This is a genomic window from Odoribacter sp., assembly GCF_985060555.1.
The window spans coordinates 1-16483 of sequence record NZ_CFKYFN010000064.1 but is presented as its reverse complement, the minus strand read 5'-3'; the positions used below and the strand labels follow the sequence as shown (position 1 = coordinate 16483).

9 protein-coding genes and 1 pseudogene are annotated in these 16483 nt (G+C 44.6%); 4 read left to right on the top strand and 6 right to left on the bottom strand.

The features are described from left to right. Positions 1-912 precede the first annotated feature (912 nt). Positions 913-2637: a single-stranded-DNA-specific exonuclease RecJ gene (gene recJ / locus AC5RDS_RS08745; protein WP_013611933.1), complete on the top strand. Its 1725-nt coding sequence runs from the start codon at positions 913-915 to the stop codon at positions 2635-2637. Between the two features lie 34 nt (positions 2638-2671). Then, positions 2672-3283, top strand: a complete 612-nt coding sequence (gene recR / locus AC5RDS_RS08740; RefSeq protein WP_013611934.1) for a recombination mediator RecR — start codon at positions 2672-2674, stop codon at positions 3281-3283. A 13-nt stretch (positions 3284-3296) separates the two neighbouring features. Here the strand turns inward: recR and AC5RDS_RS08735 are convergent, their stop codons facing one another. Beyond that, positions 3297-5087 carry a thioredoxin fold domain-containing protein gene (locus AC5RDS_RS08735; protein ID WP_175315989.1) on the bottom strand — a complete coding sequence of 597 codons (1791 nt, stop codon included), beginning with the start codon at positions 5085-5087 and terminating at the stop codon, positions 3297-3299. A 206-nt stretch (positions 5088-5293) separates the two neighbouring features. Between AC5RDS_RS08735 and AC5RDS_RS08730 the strand changes: the two are divergent. Beyond that, positions 5294-6451: pseudogene (locus AC5RDS_RS08730) on the top strand (acyltransferase). A gap of 66 nt (positions 6452-6517) precedes the next feature. On the opposite strand, the gene AC5RDS_RS08725 reads toward AC5RDS_RS08730, so the two are convergent. The 5 genes from AC5RDS_RS08725 to AC5RDS_RS08705 all read right to left on the bottom strand — a co-directional run bounded on the left by AC5RDS_RS08725 (position 6518) and on the right by AC5RDS_RS08705 (position 15773). Next, positions 6518-7765 (bottom strand): zinc metalloprotease, encoded by a 1248-nt coding sequence (locus AC5RDS_RS08725; protein ID WP_195458042.1) that lies wholly within the window; start codon positions 7763-7765, stop codon positions 6518-6520. A gap of 19 nt (positions 7766-7784) precedes the next feature. Continuing rightward, the gene (locus tag AC5RDS_RS08720; RefSeq protein ID WP_118122384.1) at positions 7785-9233 is read right to left on the bottom strand and encodes a RagB/SusD family nutrient uptake outer membrane protein; all 1449 of its coding nucleotides are present in this window, start codon (positions 9231-9233) and stop codon (positions 7785-7787) included. 11 nt (positions 9234-9244) lie between these two features. After that, positions 9245-12715 (bottom strand): SusC/RagA family TonB-linked outer membrane protein, encoded by a 3471-nt coding sequence (locus tag AC5RDS_RS08715; protein ID WP_175315988.1) that lies wholly within the window; start codon positions 12713-12715, stop codon positions 9245-9247. A gap of 84 nt (positions 12716-12799) precedes the next feature. Then, positions 12800-13984 (bottom strand): FecR family protein, encoded by a 1185-nt coding sequence (locus AC5RDS_RS08710; RefSeq protein WP_013611940.1) that lies wholly within the window; start codon positions 13982-13984, stop codon positions 12800-12802. Between the two features lie 223 nt (positions 13985-14207). After that, positions 14208-15773 carry an ATP-binding protein gene (locus AC5RDS_RS08705; RefSeq protein ID WP_013611941.1) on the bottom strand — a complete coding sequence of 522 codons (1566 nt, stop codon included), beginning with the start codon at positions 15771-15773 and terminating at the stop codon, positions 14208-14210. Positions 15774-15886: 113 nt separating this feature from the next. Here AC5RDS_RS08705 and AC5RDS_RS08700 point away from each other — a divergent pair, with 113 nt between their 5' ends. Further along, on the top strand, positions 15887-16387 hold the full coding sequence (locus tag AC5RDS_RS08700; protein ID WP_013611942.1) for a sigma-70 family RNA polymerase sigma factor: 501 nt from the start codon (positions 15887-15889) through the stop codon (positions 16385-16387). Positions 16388-16483 lie beyond the last annotated feature (96 nt).

The following is a 16483-nucleotide window of genomic DNA, read 5'->3' as shown; positions in this document are numbered from 1 at the left end:
TGCAAAACGCCTAAAAAGGGGCAAAAACCGAAAGCCGACACGATTATCCTGTTCATCCATGCGAGAAATCCCCAAGAACTGCGAGGCGACCAGCAACAATAATACTCGTTCGATTCTTTTTGCGGGAATCTGCAACAAGAATAATCGACAGATGACAATTGATCATGGAGAATTACCGGAAGCTTCGCTTCCATGAAAAAACAGATTAATAAAGAAAAGCAGAAAGGAAAATTAAATGTATATCCATTGATTTATAATTCGATAGAATAAACTTAAGACTGTGATTCATCCTTGTCGATTGTCAATTATTCCTTGTCAATAGACCAAGCACCCGCAGAGACCAAGGACTTTATAAACTTTATAAACTTTCGACTAAATTAAACGAACCTTTATTTGGGCAAATTTGTAAAATTGTAATTTCTTAAGTAAAAAAAAATAATACATTCACTACTCGTTAACGGAATAAAAAAGTTAAAATATCTATGTTTTAAAAATTGCACATATTCTTGATATCCAACAAATTAATAACACATAATTCTCTGATTCACAAGTATCGTATGCACAACTTCTATGCAATATAAGTGAAATTTCTCGACATCTGCAAACAAATGGGAGGAAACTTAGCCGATGCATCTGGAAATGTCCCATCTCTTGAGACTGCCTCCCGGATACTCCGATGTGAGAGTTATCGCACTGAATAGGACAGGGGGAGACAAAGCAAATATACATGGCATTCATAATCCGGAGAATGCAATTCTGAATAAAAAAAACGAATCGTGCAAATTTTTGTAACAGAGCTTCTTAATTTTATATTTTCAATTTTCAGATTTTGTTATATGAAATTAATCTAGATTACACTTTGAAATAACAAGGAATTTCCGCTACTTTGTAGCAGAATTGGAAAAAAGTATAATGAAAAAAAGATGGGTCATCAATACTCCGCCGGAGGCTACTAAGATAGAGGAACTTTCAAAAAAACTAAATTGTCACCCCGTTATAGCGAACTTACTGCTGCAACGGGGTATTACTAGTTCGGAACAGGCACAATCTTTTTTTTATCCATCCCTGAATATGCTGCACGATCCTTTCTTAATGAAAGATATGGACAAGGCAGTAGAACGTTTAGACCGGGCGATCGCCCAAGATGAAAAAATACTGATATACGGAGATTACGATGTCGATGGGACGACGGCAGTATCCCTGCTATACAAGTATTTGAAACACCACTGTAACAGCGATAATCTGGAATACTACATCCCCGACCGCTATACGGAAGGATATGGGGTATCGATCAAAGGAATCGACTATGCCGCAGAAAACGGTTTTTCATTGATGCTGATCACCGATTGTGGAATCAAAGCAGTCGAAAAAGTCAAATATGCCAATTCCAGACAGGTGGATATCATCATTTGTGACCACCATACTCCGGGAGATACGTTGCCGGAAGCCATTGCGGTGCTCGATCCCCAACGTCCGGATTGTCCCTACCCTTACAAATGGCTGAGCGGCTGCGGGGTCAGTTTCAAGCTGGTACAAGCACATAGTCTGAAGCACAATCTTCCGATGTCGGAGCTTTACAAGCTTTTGGACCTGTTATGCGTCAGCATAGCCAGCGATATCGTCCCGATCACGGGAGAAAACCGGATTCTGGCCTATTTCGGGTTACAGCAGTTGAACTCCAATCCCAGTCTGGGATTAAAAACGATTATAAAAATTTCCGGGATCGATAAAGAAATTACGATCAACGACATCGTTTTCAGAATCGGTCCCCGGATCAATGCAGCCGGACGGGTCGAATCAGGCCGGAAATCGGTGGAGTTACTGACAGCCGACGAGAAATGCTCTGCTGCCGGTATCGCTTCGGATATCAATACTTTCAACGACCAACGTAAAAAACTGGATCACGATATCACTGAGGAAGCCATTCGTCACATCAACCAATCGGAACTCGAACCGTCGAAAAAAACGACCGTATTGTTCAATGCCAACTGGCATAAAGGAGTGATCGGGATCGTAGCTTCACGCCTGACCGAATCTTTCTATCGTCCGACGATCATTCTTACCGAATCGAACGGCTTGGCGACAGGCTCAGCCCGGTCGGTCGAAGGTTTCGATCTGTATTACGCTATCTCGCAATGCAGTGAATTTCTGGAGAATTATGGCGGGCATAAATATGCTGCCGGATTGACCTTGAAAATCGAAAATATAGAACCGTTCAAACAAAAATTCGAACGTATTGTCCGGGAAACGATCGACGATGAAATGTTGACCCCTCAGATCAATATCGACGCTAAAATCAAGCTGACCGATATCACTCCCGATCTGTATCATATGCTGCAAAAATTCGCCCCGTTCGGTCCCAACAATACCATCCCGGTCTTCATGACCGAGAAAGTAACAAACTTCATCGGCACCAAACGGGTGGGACGTAACAACGAACACCTGAAACTGGTCATTGTCGACGATACCAGGGCCTGTAACGACCGGAGCGGCATCGGTTTCGGCATGGGGCATCTCTATGATAAAGTGAACTCCGGCGGATTTTTCGATATCTGTTATACGCTCCAGGAAAATGAATTTATGGGGAAAAACGATATTCAGATGATAGTGAAAGATATTCGTTTGAGGGAGGAGTGAGGGGGAGAAAGAAAAAAGGAGAAAGGAAAAAAGGGTGAATTCTTCAAGGTTATTAGATAAAGCGGTCGATCAGTTTGCTTCCCTGCCGGGAGTAGGGCGTAAAACAGCTCTGAAATTCGTATTACATCTTCTGAAGAAAGATGTGCAGGAAGTCGACGACTTTTTGAAAAGTATCGGTGACCTGAAGAAAAACATCAAGGAATGCCGTCGATGTCATAATATTTCCGACGGTGAAATCTGCGAGATCTGTTCAGACCCGAAACGAGATAACACGACGCTCTGCGTCGTAGAAAACATCAAAGACATCTTATCGATCGAGGCCACCTCACAATACAACGGTTTATACCATGTGCTCGGAGGAATCATCTCTCCAATGGACGGTATCGGTCCTGCCGATCTGCACATTACTTCTTTAGTTGAAAGGGTAGAGCAGGAACCGATCCGGGAAATCATCTTTGCCCTCAGTGCCACCATCGAAGGAGATACTACCGGCTATTATATCTTCAAAAAAATGAAGAATAAAGAAGATCTCGTCATCAGCACCATTGCCAAAGGCATCTCTATCGGCAATGATCTGGAATATACCGACGAGCTGACTTTGGGACGTTCCATTGTCAATCGTGTCAAATTCAGCTTCAACGATTAGAACACAAACGCAATTACTTTTTTCCCACCAGGTCGTCCGCCAGTTTTTCAAAAAAGCCTTTATATGAACTCATGCTTACTTTTCCGGTGACCCGTTCTTTTCGTTCCATTTCCTGAGCTGCTTGTACAAACCAGTGTGCCGCTTTGTAACGAATAGCTTCGTCAGGACAATTTTCATTGATTTTCACTCCCCAGCTGTACAATTCGGCATCGGGAATTTTTTCTTCGTACCATTTTTCCTCTGCCAAATCGACGAATGTACGCCAGTCCCCGGTGCGTTCGGCAGCATGCATCCGGGCATTCCGGACAATTTGCCGCCACTCTTCGACTTTTTCTTTTTTCAGTCGTTTGGTATAAGCTTTGAAACCGACCTCATCAAAAACGCCGTCCTGAACAAAATTTTCAGCCCCGGCAATCCAGACCGCCGCTATCTTTTTCCGAACCTTATCTTCTCCGTAAAGGTCGTACAATTCTTTGCGGTGAGTCAATACATATTGAAAAAGGTCTGTATCGGCAAGCATATAATAGCGGTCGAAAATATCCCAATATTCAGCATCCCGGAGACAATCCGAAGGTAAAGCCGAAAAATAAACCGCCGCAATCTCTCCGGCTTCCCTGTATCTATCAGCCCGCCCCAACATCGCCATATAACTCTTCAGAAATTCGGGCCGGCGACTTCCCTGACGGAATTCCTTCTCCATTCCGGCCAATCCTTTTCCTTCCAACACCATCCGGGCCTCCTGCAGCAAATCTTCGGGACTCATGATATTTCTCACCCGGTGCAATTCGTTTCCCCCCGCATCCGTAAAAACCAACACCGCCTGACCCGATTCGCGGGCTACATTGACAAACTGCTGCTCGAAAAGGGCAGCCACTTCCGGGTCGGCAAATACGGTACGCAACATCTCTTTATGTGCACCACCCGGAATATAATAATCGATAAACACCGGTTTATTCTCCTGTTGCGCTTTAGCCCGAGCCTCCTCATCCGATAATTCCTGAAACGAAATTCCTCCGGCTTTTTTCAAAGCAAGAGCAGCATTGTCCAGCAATTGCTCCTTTGTTTCCGCCCCTTCACCCTGGTAAATCACTTTCCCTTTGGCATTCAAAAACAGAAAAGCAGGACACTGTTTTATCCCATATCGCCGGGCCAACTCTTGTGTCCGCGAGGTATTCACCCGCAGATTGACAAAATGGTCATTGTAATAATCGGCCACCTCGTCCAGGTTCAACACGTTTTTCTCCAATAACAAACAAGCCTGACACCGGTCGGCGGTAAAATAAATACATACCGGCTGCTCCGCTTCCTCCGCTTTTGCCAAAGCTTCTTCGAACGGCAAATCCTCGAAACGAACAGAGCGGCTATTTCTTTTTTTCACTGCAGCCCGTTCCTTCGCCTTTTCGAGTGTTTCTCTTAAAGCAGAAGGATCTTGAAGTACCTCCCCCGGTTTTATCATTTCCAGCAAATCTCCATAAGGCATAAAAAAAGCAAACAGGGGAGGCTCGTACATCAATAAGCGCGTTTGAAATCCACTGTTTTTCGTATCGTTCGCATTCAGCCGGATTGCAATCACATTCCGCTGCAAATAATTCACCAGATCGGGTTTCGTCTGTATTCCTCTCTCCACTTTCAGGTCGATCGGTCCCACTTCGACCAGAACCAGCTTATTTTCCCGGGCTGCCTGTAAACTAGCCTGTTCCCAACTATAATCCTGAAACAAGTCGACAGCTCTCTGGGCTAATATCCGGTTTACCGGCATCAGTCCTCCCAGCCCTAATATAATCATGAATAAAATCCTCTTCATCACCGATTTATGTTTATACAAAAGTAAACGCATAATCGCTCATTTCCTTTTCTATTCGACAAGATTTAACATTTTTAACTTTGAAGTGATACAGAATTTTTTTCCGGTATGACCAATTTTTATTAGTTATTGGCCAATATTTCACGGAAGTTGAGACAAATATTTCATTCTTTTGCGACATTAAATAATCAGACGAATAACAAATAATGAATAACATGAATCACGATTTACCCTCTCCTTCACGCATCGTATGGCTGGATATCGTCCGGCTTACAGCAATGCTTATGGTAATCGGCGTACATTGTATCGATCCCTTTTACATCTCCCCGACCCTGGGAACCCTACCCGAATATAAATTCTGGGCTTCTGTATACGGCTCATTATTTCGTCCGTCGGTTCCCCTGTTTGCCATGATGACCGGATTACTCTTACTCCCAGTTGGTCAACAACCGTTAGGCGTTTTCTACAAGAAAAGAATTTTCCGGGTATTATTTCCTTTTTTGATATGGTCGGTGCTTTACAACTTATTCCCGTGGTTTACAGGAGTTGTCGGGCTTCCGAAATCCATTATCGGCGATTTTTTCTGTTATGTACAAGGAAATGAATCCCAGTCTTTCAGCGATTCGCTGAAAGACATCGCCATGATTCCTTTCAATTTCTCCTTTAAAGAGAATCATATGTGGTACATTTACCTTTTGATCTGACTTTATCTGTATATGCCCTTTTTCTCTGCCTGGATCGATAAGGCCGATCGTAAAATGAAACAAACTTACTTGTGGATTTGGGTGATCAGCTTATTTCTCCCGTATATGGGCGAATATATTTCGCATTATCTCTATGGCACCGCCACCTGGAACGAATTCGGGACACTATATTATTTTGCAGGTTTCAACGGTTATCTCCTGCTCGGGCATTATGTCAAACAAGGAAATTCCTGGTCCGTCGGAAAAACACTGCTTCTATCCGCTCTCTTATTTGCAGCCGGCTATTCCGTCACTTTTACCGGTTTTAGTGCAGCAGCCCATAATCCGGCAGCTACCGAATCGGATATGGAATTATTCTTCACTTTTTGCAGCCCTAACGTGTTATGTATGACTCTGGCGGTTTTTCTGGCTTTGCAAAAAGTAGTCGTCTCTACGCCCGCCCTCATCCGTTCGCTCGCCAATATCACGAAATGTGGTTTCGGCATTTACATGGTACATTACTTTCCAGTCGGCCCGGCCTTTTTACTGATCGGTAATTTCAATCTGCCGATTCCGCTACAGGTGCCGGTAATGGCAATTCTTATTTTCCTGTGTGCGTGGGGATTCACAGCCCTGATGTACCGGTTATTGGGTAGAAAGGCTCGTTGGATTATGGGATAAAATTTATGTGCTGATGTGCTCATTATGGAGTAACTCCCGGGAGCACATCAGCACATGGTTATTATATTAATCGAACATCCGTCCCGGACAATTAGCAATCACTTTCCTCATACGCAAAACCTGTTCATAGGTCAGGGAAGTCGATGCCGAACTTTCATCCATGATATTACAGGAATTATAATAAATCACCGGAGCCTGTTTATCATCCGAATAAGTATTCTTTTCCAAAGCAATAGGCCCTAATTCATAAGTATAAGTATCCGAACAAAAATCTACATCTCCGTTAACAAAGGGAATTCCCGAATAAGTACTGAACACCGTAGGCATTAATCCGAAATGTGTACCCAGATAATATTCATAGCCCCCTTTATTGATCGAGAATATCGAACTCACAGTAAGAGTAATGCCTACTTCCCTATACGAAGTAAAACTTACTTCATCAGCTGTAGCAACCGAATTCATTTTCAAACCGGGTACAGCGGTTCCGTTATCCAAAATATAAGCCGGAGCATAAGCATTGGTCCCATAAATTTCATCGTTTACCCAGATATTCAATATCCGGTTCGGGTCCCATAGTAAATTCTTGTTAATATAACCGGCAACTTCGCCATAAGCAGGAGTTCCCATTTCCACTCTGTTTATTCCCGGGGTAGCGAGTTTATTCCCTCGTACATCCACCGTAGCCAATTCAAAGCGAATTTTACTGTCGACGGCTACCGGATCGTCGGCATAAGTTCCCGCAAACACCTTGTTGGCCCGATCGATAAATCCCTGTAACAACCCGGTCGTTATGCCATCATACCTATTGATATTTTTATCTGTAACCAACAGATGGAAAACAACCGGAACAGTAATAGTCGGAAAATCCATTACCGGATCGGCGATCAAATGCACTTTACAAGGTTCACTTTCTATCCCATGAATAGTACATACAAATTCAACATCCGTTCCAGCCCCTTCGGTGGCCGAGAATTTCTGTCCCTCGATCAACTTGCCATCCCTGGTCTTAATCTGTATTTCAGATGCTTCGAAACGATCCATTTTCATTGCAGAAATCTTCGTAAACACAGAGTCTTTGACAATATGTTCCCCATCGATCACCTGTTCGATCGTCCGTTTATCTTTCACAAACGAATAAGCTTTTACAAGAAAACTCAATTGAGCTTTACCATTCGCGATCAAAACGGGACTATTGGGATAAATAGCCACCGAATCGACGGCTTCGATTCCGGGTTCGTACAACCAGGTTTCATATTCACTCTTTTCGCACGAAAAAAGCAAAACAATCAGCAAAATATAACCTATTATTTTCATCTTATTCATCATTTTAGGATTACAACATATTCCATCCGGGATTTTGTTCGATCTGATTATTTTCCTGCATTTCTTCCAGCAAAGGGATAGGGAAACAGAAACGGAAATCATTATCTTCCAGCATATAGACGGCTTCTTCCGGATTTTGGTAAGAATTTCTGGACCATCCCTTCTGAATCCGGATCAGATCACACCACCGCATATCGTATTCGAGGCAAAACTCTCTCCGCCGTTCATTCATAATCTCTTGTAACAAATCCGCTCCTTTGTATCCCTGATAATTTCTGATCCGATGGCGTTGGAACTCTTCCAAGGCTTGCCGGGCTTCTCCTTCCTGTCCGTTACGGGCATAACTTTCAGCCTCGATCAGATACATTTCGGAAACCGGGAAAAAGTGTAACACCCCATAGGAATTCGGCAGATCCTTGAATTTACGGATAGCCTTGTTTTCGGGATTAAAGTAAAGGGAACGGCGAACATCGTTTTCATCGAACAATTCGAACAGTTCATCCCGGACAAATTCGAGTAAACCATAAGCCTCCATCGTCCCGTACATGCCCGCATCTCCGGTATACCACAAAAAGGACAATAAGGCCTGATCTTTATTTTTATATACTCCCCCCTCACTTGTCTTATAGGTTTCAAAAGGTTTGAATTCATCTATCCCCTGCAACGGATAATTTTTCATAACCGCCTGTGCATGCGTAATTGCCTGAACATAATCCTCTTTCTCGCCAGCTCCCGAACCGCCTTTAAAAAGGTAGATCTCAGCCAGCAAAGCATGGGCCAGATTCTTATCGTAAAAAATATTATAAGTCGCCCGGGGTTCTGTCTTACAATCAATGACCGTAGTCAACTCATCGATCAAAAACCGATATACCTGAGCCTGCGTTTTCCGCTGTTTATTATAACTTCCGACTGCTTGCGAATCGGTATTAAACGGTATCCCCAGTTCATTGCTGTGATAGGGAGAAAAATATTGCAACACTTTAAACAAATACCAGGCTCTCAGAAAACGGGCTTCCTGTTCGACGATATCTTTTTCTTCCTGTGAAGCACTGACATTCGCCAGTTCGTCGATAATCGTATTATAAAAACCGATATTACTGAAATAGTTTCCCCAGATCGTCCCGGGCATTGTGGTATTTTGCCAGTTCAAACTGTTTGTATACAACGCTCTTTTATTATTAGCCATCCAATTTCCGTTCAGCCAGGTATCGGTATTCAAATCGTCACTATAAAAACCGAAAAACAAATACAAATCGTCCGTTCTCCAGGGAACGTTCGTTCCTGCCAATTCATGGGAGCTGAAAAAAGTCACGGTGTATAATTTCAAATGCGACCCCAATAAAGATTTCACATCGTCATAAGTTTTCAAGGCCAGAATATTCGAAGGTTTCACTTCCAGATATTTCTCGCACGAAGTAAAACTCAGAATCAGGGTGACATATAAGAATAATTTCTTCATCTCTTTCAATTTTAGAATCCAACATTTAAAGTAATCGTATATTTCCGGGAATTCGGATAACCGAACGAACCCATCAGTGCCGGATCGATCCCGCTATAACTGGAAATCGTAAACAGATTTTTCGCTGTAAAACTGAGCCGGGCAGTGCTGAAACCTATTTTATGCAGCCATTCGGGTTTCAGGTTATATCCCAGCGTCATATAGCTACAGCGGAGGTAGTTTCCTTTCTCCAATAAGATATCGTACATATAGGAAGAATAGGTGGTAAAGGCTTCCGACATAGCAGGTACATTGGTGATATCTCCCGGTTCACGCCAGCGATTCGCTTCGGAGGTGTGACGATTACGGGCATCCAGGCTTCGGAAGGTATTGAACGATTTGATTTTATGTCCGGTCTTAAACTCAAAATTAGCAGAAAAAATCAATTGTTTCCAATTGGCAGAAGTTGAAAATCCGCCCACGACCGGAGGAGTAAGATTTCCTAAATAAAACACCGAAGGGGTAGGCCATGTAGCTCCGCTAACCGACATATCCAAGGTCGCCTCCCCATTGCCGGTATAAGTCATTACCGCTCCGTTGATGGGATTGATTCCTGCAAACTTATACCCATACCAACCGTTCACCGGCTGATTCTCTACAAATTGATGTGCATTACTCAAGGTTGCTCTCGGTAGATCTTCCGTGTCCTTATAATACGTATTTTTCACTTTATTATCGTTGATCGCAATGTTCGCTTTGGCATACCATTGAAAAGATTTATTTTTCAACAGCGTTACTCCCAGATCGATTTCCCATCCGCTATTATAAATATCGGCTACATTCTCCGTCACCTCACTCCGTCCGGAAGAATAGGGTAAAGCTTTCCGGTCGAGCACATCCCGGGTGATATTGTGGTAGTAATTCACCCCCAATTCCAACCGATAGTCGAATAGCGAAAGGTCCAGGCCGACATTCATATCCTGTTTGGTCTGCCATTTTACATTCGGGTTGGGGTAACTGAAAGAAGTCGGTACAGTTTGCCCGTCATAAATCACACTTTGTCCGAGGGTCATCACCACAAAAGGCAGTGCATTCTTGTCGATACTCCCGGTATATCCGAAACCACCCCGGACAGCGAACTGGTCTACCCACATCCACCGCTTCATAAATTCCTCCCGATGCAGATTCCAGCGTAAACCGACATTCCATAGCGGAGTAAACTGGTTGTCGTTTCCGATGATATCCGAACCGTCATAGCGCAATGCTCCGGTCAAAATGTATTTATCCAGGTAGGAATATGAGGCATTGGCAAAAAAGGAAGACATTTTGCTGACCGACTTTCCTGTCCCTCCCAAGGCGTTATAATTGATTTCCGATCCGTCGATACCGTCCATTTCAGGGAATCCGACGATCCGGTGTTCTTCGTCGAATACCGGAGAATAATTGAAGGAATTATAAGCGGTCCGCTCCTGTATTTCCTGCCCGGCAAACAAAGAGATATAATGTTTTCCGGCATATTCCCCCGTATATTGAAGTGTATTCCGAAATGTATAGGCATTGGTATATCCTGTAGCCTCCCGCAAAGAGCCCTTCACCATGTCATGCGGAATTTCTCCCTTGTAGGAATACCAGTTATTGATAAAATTGGTATAGGTATCCGCTCCTTCGATAATCCGGTTATGGTTGGAATTGGCATTATAAACCCCATGGGTCGTAAACATCAGGCCTTTGACGATTTCCCATTCCACCTTCAATGAAAGCTCGGCATCCAGATAACGGTTGGTATTGGTATTTCGGTTCAGATCGTCGAGAATATTGAAGGTATCCCAATCCAGCCCGTCCCGGATACTACTTTCCTTTGCATTGTAGCTGATATCGTAAGCCTTTGTACCATCCTCATTTTTCAATCGTTCATAAGGGTTGGCATACATTGCATATTCCAGGGAATTTACGCTACTGGCCGTCACTCTGTCGTTTTTCATAGTGGCTCCCAACCCGCCGGTAATCCGGATTTTTTCGGAAGGATTATGGGTTAATTTAATGTTCATCCCCAACCGATCGTACTTATTATTGGGTTCGGTACCGACCTCTTTCAGGTAGTTCAAGGAAACGTAATGTTGTGTCTTCTCGTTACCTCCCGACATGCTGAAATTGTATTGCTGACTGATCGCCGTGCGATAAATTTCTTTAAACCAATCGGTATTGATTTTAGCTAATTCGCCGATTCGCCGTTCGGCCTCATCAGAAGAAATTTCTCCATAGGCTGCTTGCTGCAATAATTTAGTCACCCGCCCGGGGGTATAGATATATCCTTGCTGATCGTAAAAGATCTCGCGTTCGAACTGGATTTTCTCCGCAGTATTCATCATGTCGATGTTATTCCGGGGTCGTTCGGTAATCCCCACATTCACCGAAGCATTAAACCGGGTTTTCCCGGAAAGTCCGCTTTTCGTTTCGACGACGATCACCCCGTTCGCAGCCCTGGCACCGTAAATCGCTGTAGCGGCAGCATCTTTCAATACGGTGATCGATTTGATATCGTCCGGTGCAATATTACCGATTCCGGTCGTAAAAATAGTCGCCTGCAAATCGGTAGAACCGCTTTGGATGTTGGGAATCTCTCCTTGTAACGGCATACCGTCGACAATCCACATCGGCTCGGTACTCCCCGTCAACGAATTTACCCCACGAATCTGGATCTGTGCGTCCTGTCCGGGCCGGCCACTACTGATCATATTCAACCCCGAGATCGTACTATTCAGAATTTCGTCGATCGACTGTAATCCCCGGCCTGCAATCTGATTGGCGGTAATCGTCGCCGTCGTACCGGTCATTCGTTCCTTCCGGATCGTCTGATAACCGGTAACCACCACTTCTTCCATTTCAGCCTGATCGGGCTGCAGCCTGACTTCAATTTCCTTTTTCCCCTGTACGTTTACTTCAACTGTCCGATAACCGATAAAAGATACTTCCAGCACCTGTGCATCTCCGGCTAAAGCCAATTGAAAGCGGCCTTCGAAATCGGTCGCAGTACCCATCCGGGTACCCTTGATTTTAATCGTAGCCCCCGGCAACGGATTTCCCTGCTCGTCCCTCACTATACCCTGAATCACCCGGGAAACAGGAGGTGTGGTTTGCCGCGCAGGACCGATGACAATAATCCCGTTGCGGTCGGTTGCCACCAAACCGGTTCCCCGGATACAGGCCTCTACGGCTTGCAAAAGAGTTACCTTTTTTACATCGACAGAGACCGGTTCCTTCACCTGCTCCACTTCCTCCCGCTTAAACATCAGCTGTCGGTCGTATTGCCGGTTTAATTCCCGCAGCGCATCCAATACCGTCACCTGTTTTAATTTTAAAGACACATTGGCTTGGGTTGTGGCTTGTGAAAAAGCCGGCCGGTCTGTTAGTAGTAGTCCTCCGATCAGCATCAGACAGCAACACCATAGTTGCCGCCAGGACAAAAGCTTTCCAAACGATTTTTTAGTTTCGTTTTTTTTCATAAATTTGTACATAAAATAGTTAGACAATACCTTGTTTCTGGACAAGGTCTTTATTCCGGAGTTGCTGGCCAAAACAACTCCGGTTTATTTTTCAATCAGATGTATGATATTTCCTTCCCGGCGGAATTCCGGTCCTCCCGCTAATTCAATAGTCTCGAGCACGGTATCCAGGGATTCGTCTTTACTCATCCGTCCACTGAAAGTATGCTTTTCTTTCCTTCCTCCGTCGAATACAAATTCCACTTCATACCAGCGGGACAACATCCGCATAACCACTTCGATATCTTCTTCCTCAAAAATAAAATTCCCATATCTCCAGGCAATCGCATCCTCGGCATTGACAGCTTCCACCTGAATAGCCCCGCTTCCCTTTTCCCAAATCGCTTCCCGTCCCGGAGTCAGCACCACCGCATCACCGCCGTCTGCTACCGCCACCCGGATACTTCCAGTCAGCAAGGTCGTATATACCGATTTCTCATTACGATAAGCCTGTATATTGAATGAAGTTCCCAATACCCGGGTCTGTATCCCTCCGGCTTCCACGATAAAAGGCTGTTCAGGATTCGGAGCCACCTCAAAATAAGCCTCCCCGCTCAATTTCACGATACGTTCTTTTTTAACAAATTCCACGGGATATTCCAACTCGCTGTCCGCATTCAGCCATACCCGGGTCCCGTCGCTCAAAATCAAGGCATACTCTCCCCCGATAGCGGTTACCACTTTATTGAACAGCTCTTCGGTCGCCGGACTATTTTTACTTTCATATATCAGTTGTCCGTGTTCATTTTTAATCACTGCATCCCCTGCTTCGATTCTCTGTTCTTTCTTCTGCTCCAAAGCAATCTGTTCACCGGAGTGCAGGATCAGTTTTACCTTAGCAGTCTCTGTTTGTTGTCCGGCCAGCGGCATAGCCTCCGGTACCGCCCGCACACCGGACAATTCCCACAAAACAGTCACCGCCACAGCACAGATACAAGCCGCAGCAGCCACACTCCTCCATAAGCGCACACGCCGGCTCCGTCTGCGTCCCACCAAACTCCGGACGACCGAAATTCGTATTTTCTCATAATCGGTCTCTTTTCCGATCCGTTCTTCTCCTGCTATCCGTTCGCGAATCGCCTCTCCGCGAATAATCCTTTTGTATGTCCGGCGATTCTCCTCGCTCTCGTCGAGCCAATCCAACAATTCCGAACGCTCCTCTTCCGTCACATTCCCCAGTTTTACCCGAATGATAATTGTAGCTAAACGATATGCCTTTTGTAAATCCATTTCATGTCCTTTTATACTAAGACACCGCAGAAGCAGGTAAAGGATGAATGAAACTTAAAAAAAAAATAAATTTTAACAACACCTCGAGCAGTCTGCCTCGAAGGGCTGAGATGGTATCAGATTACCGCATACTCGCTCGGGGAGAAACAGTCCGGATTTATGTTGCCGAAGAACAGGTACAGAGGTGCCCCGTCCGATTGGGCCTCCCTGGAGGGGATGCCGCCTATAGAACATTTTCCGAAACTTCTATCAACCACTTCTCGATATTTCGTGTCTTCGCGCTAAAGTTGACGCCTATTTTGAACACCTTGCGCCTGTCTGCCTCGAAAGGAAGGGCATAACGTTTGTCGTTGATTTGTTGTAGGGCTTCCTCTGCCGTTCCATTCAGTTTAAATTCCATTACATAGATATAGTCTGAAGTCTTCACCACGAGATCCACCCGCCCCTCAGCAGTACGGTACTCCGTCTCCGTGTAGAATCCTACCAGTTTGAAGACAATGAATAATACATTCTGGTAGTGACGTTCCAAGTCGGTTGCCACCTCGTAGGGCGTGTCGGCAAAGAAACTTCGCAAACGCCTGAAAAAGGCATCCGGTTGCCCCATTTCGATTTCACGGGTGAATTGTTGTATTTCGAAAGGAACTTCTATTTTGTTGAAACGGGTATAGAAAGGCATTAAAAATTTGATAAAACCTTCTTCTACCTCTTTATTCGGGAAACCAAGACGATATAGATCGAATCGTTTGTCATACCCTTTTATCGTAAGATACCCGCTTTGGAAAATAACGGGTATCGGCTGCTCGTCGCCGTAAATGCTATTCAACACATCGGAGTTGGTTTCCTCGTTTGCCATGCGTTCCAAGTCGTAGTGGTAGCGCCTGAGCAATTCCACCAAGTAAGTCGGTGTCCCCGTTTCAAACCAGTAACTGCCGAACTTCATTTTGAAGAAAGTATTGAGCAGGCTGAAAGGATTGTATATGCCTTCGGAATCTTCCACAAAATGATAACCGTCATAACAGGCTTTCAATTCGGCTTTGGCTTCCTCGTAAGTCATTTTCTGCGCCTCGGCTAACTCGTGTAAATCTTCCTCGAAATTGTCCTGAATTTCTTTTCCGGTAATTCCGCATAAGGCAACATAGCGTGCGTCCATGGAAATATCTATCAAGTTGTTCAAGTCGCTGAACACGCTCACTTTGCCGAATTTCGTTACTCCCGTCAGCATGGCGAATTGTATGTAGCCGTCCATCGTTTTGAGCACACCGTAGAAAGGTTTCAGCGTGTTGCGATACGCGGATTGCAACTCTTTGTTGCCGATGGCTTGCAAAAGCGGTTTGTCGTATTCATCGACAAGGATGGCTACCCGCTGACCGGATTGCTGGCTGGCACGTTCCACGATACCCTTGAAGCGTAGGGCGAGGGTCGTCTCCCCGACACCGGTGCCGTACGTAATCTCCCATTTGGACAGGGCTTCCTCAAGGATTTTGTCCAAACTGTCCGGAGCATCATATTTCCCGATATTCAGATCAAGATGTAACACAGGGCGGCGTATCCAATTCTTTTCCAGCTGCGCCATTGCTAGCCCCTCGAACAACTCCTTTTTCCCGAGGAAATAGGCTTCCAGCGTGGAAATCAGCAGGCTTTTCCCGAAACGGCGCGGACGGCTGAGGAAATAATAACTGCCCGTTTTCACCAATCGGTAAATTAAAGCCGTTTTATCGACATAGTAATAACCCTCGTTGCGGATTTTCTCGAAATTCTGAATGCCTATCGGATATATCTTGTCGCCCATGCTTGCGGATTTTTAATTGTTTTCCAAAACAAAGTTACCGATTATTTCCTGATTCCACAAATCGGGATGATTTTAATCACTATATTTGTCTTGCCAAATGAAGGTCACAGCCCATGAAAGAATATGCAGAATTGGAAAATTTTATCCGCAAGCATTATGCGGCTTTATATACTTCTGCCCTAAAGTTCGTCAAATCGGAAGCTGTCGCCCAGGATATTGTTCAGGAAATCATCATCCGCTACTGGGAAAACCAGGAAAAATACAACACAATCGAATCGATAGAGAATTTTCTCTTTGTCTCGGTTAAAAATGAAGCCCTGAATTATCTCCGGGGCATCGAAAGGGAAAACAACCGTTATGCCCGCCTCGAAAACCCGGAATCCGAGGAACCCCAGATTTTCAATTTATTCATCGAAGAAGAAACCAACCAGATGTTGCTGACCGCTATCGGCCAGCTACCGGAACAAAGTGCCCGAATCATCCGTCTGGCCTTATCCGGTTTGGAAAATAAGGAAATCTCACGTTTGCTGGATGTTTCAGTCAACACGGTAAAAACCCTCAAATACAGTGCCATCCGGAAACTGAGGGAACATTTTCAAAAAAAAGCTATTTAGGAATATTCAGTAAATGTCCCTATAAAATACAATGGCATATGAAGATGCCCCAGTATAATCACTTCATATGTCATTTTTATTGTCATTTTTCTGTAT